Source organism: Bacillus sp. mrc49, assembly GCF_002803435.1.
Map to the genome: position 1 here is coordinate 1 of NZ_PHNG01000108.1, position 1,067 is coordinate 1,067.

A 1,067-nucleotide genomic window follows, 5' to 3' on the forward strand; every position below is an offset into this window, starting at 1 on the left:
AGACATAAAAAGCGCAATCGAAATATAGCCGAGAGTTAAAATAAGAAAAACAAAGAAAAAAATATTGGATCCTAGATAGCCTAGTGAACTTCGAAACCCGACAAAGGTGTCTATGCCGTAACGCGCAAAATACAAGGTAATGGGAACGATCAACAACATTGGGAAGGCATTACCGAATAAAATCGCTGCCAGTGAGTGCTTTAAATCAAGCATTGTACCTGTATATCCCCCAGTTAACAGCCCAAAAGATGAGAGACCAATAACAACCTGAACTAAAATTAAATCCCTAAGGTTAAAAATCCGGTCACTTTTACTTGCCGGTAAAAAGCCAAAGGCCACATCCTTCGAAATGGAGGAATTCTCTTTACTCACACGCTTCTCTCCCAACTATAGATATATTGATTGAATGGAATGGAATTACGGCTGTTAATGTAATAGACAATGTAAAAGTACACTACCTTAAACAAGTACATAGACTAAATAGACAATGATTAATAGCATGAAAAAAATAGAACCGGTCGCATCCCTCCATTTCATTTTGTCGACTTTCACAGCATCTTCCTGCTCATACGCATCGATCCGTTCATTCAAATCTGAATATAGACTTTTGATGAAGGGATCTTCTGACTGGATATTCTGTTGAAACTGATTCACTTTATTCAAAATTGCTTCTCCCCCCTTTGCCTTCTCTTGTTTATTCCCTCACTTTTCTTAAATGCAATAACCATGCCAACTAGAAAGTGCCATTATTAAAGCGTTTTCAATAGGAATAATATTCATTTTTGAAACTATTGAACAGTTGTGAAATTTCTGTCATATTGAATCTAGGAGTTTAATGAAAGGCAGGTAGACATTAATGGATTACTTCACCTCTGCACTCTTGTCTATTTATGATCAGCTTATCGTGACAGATAAAAAAGGCATCATACTGAAATCGAACGGAACGAGAAATTCCTTATTCCATACAATTAAATCTGCTAGTGCAGGCGGTTCTATCAAGGATGTCGAACAAGATCTATTTTCTACGAGCTTGGCAGAAGAGGTTATGGCCAAACATGAAAAAAAAA

At 36.7% G+C, this 1,067-nt stretch carries 3 protein-coding genes; 1 reads left to right on the forward strand and 2 read right to left on the reverse strand.

Annotation, left to right across the window (positions count from 1 at the left end; all coding sequences use genetic code 11):
• Both CVN76_RS00735 and CVN76_RS00740 read right to left on the reverse strand, forming a co-directional pair.
• Window positions 1-372 (reverse strand): hypothetical protein (locus tag CVN76_RS00735; RefSeq protein WP_157805392.1); only part of this gene is annotated, 372 nt, incomplete at its 3' end.
• An 87-nt stretch (window positions 373-459) separates the two neighbouring features.
• Window positions 460-663 (reverse strand): hypothetical protein, encoded by a 204-nt coding sequence (locus CVN76_RS00740; RefSeq protein ID WP_100530075.1) that lies wholly within the window; start codon window positions 661-663, stop codon window positions 460-462.
• Between the two features lie 193 nt (window positions 664-856).
• On the opposite strand from CVN76_RS00740, the gene CVN76_RS00745 reads away from it, so the two are divergent.
• A partial coding sequence (locus CVN76_RS00745; RefSeq protein WP_157805393.1) for a hypothetical protein occupies window positions 857-1,067 on the forward strand: 211 nt, incomplete at its 3' end.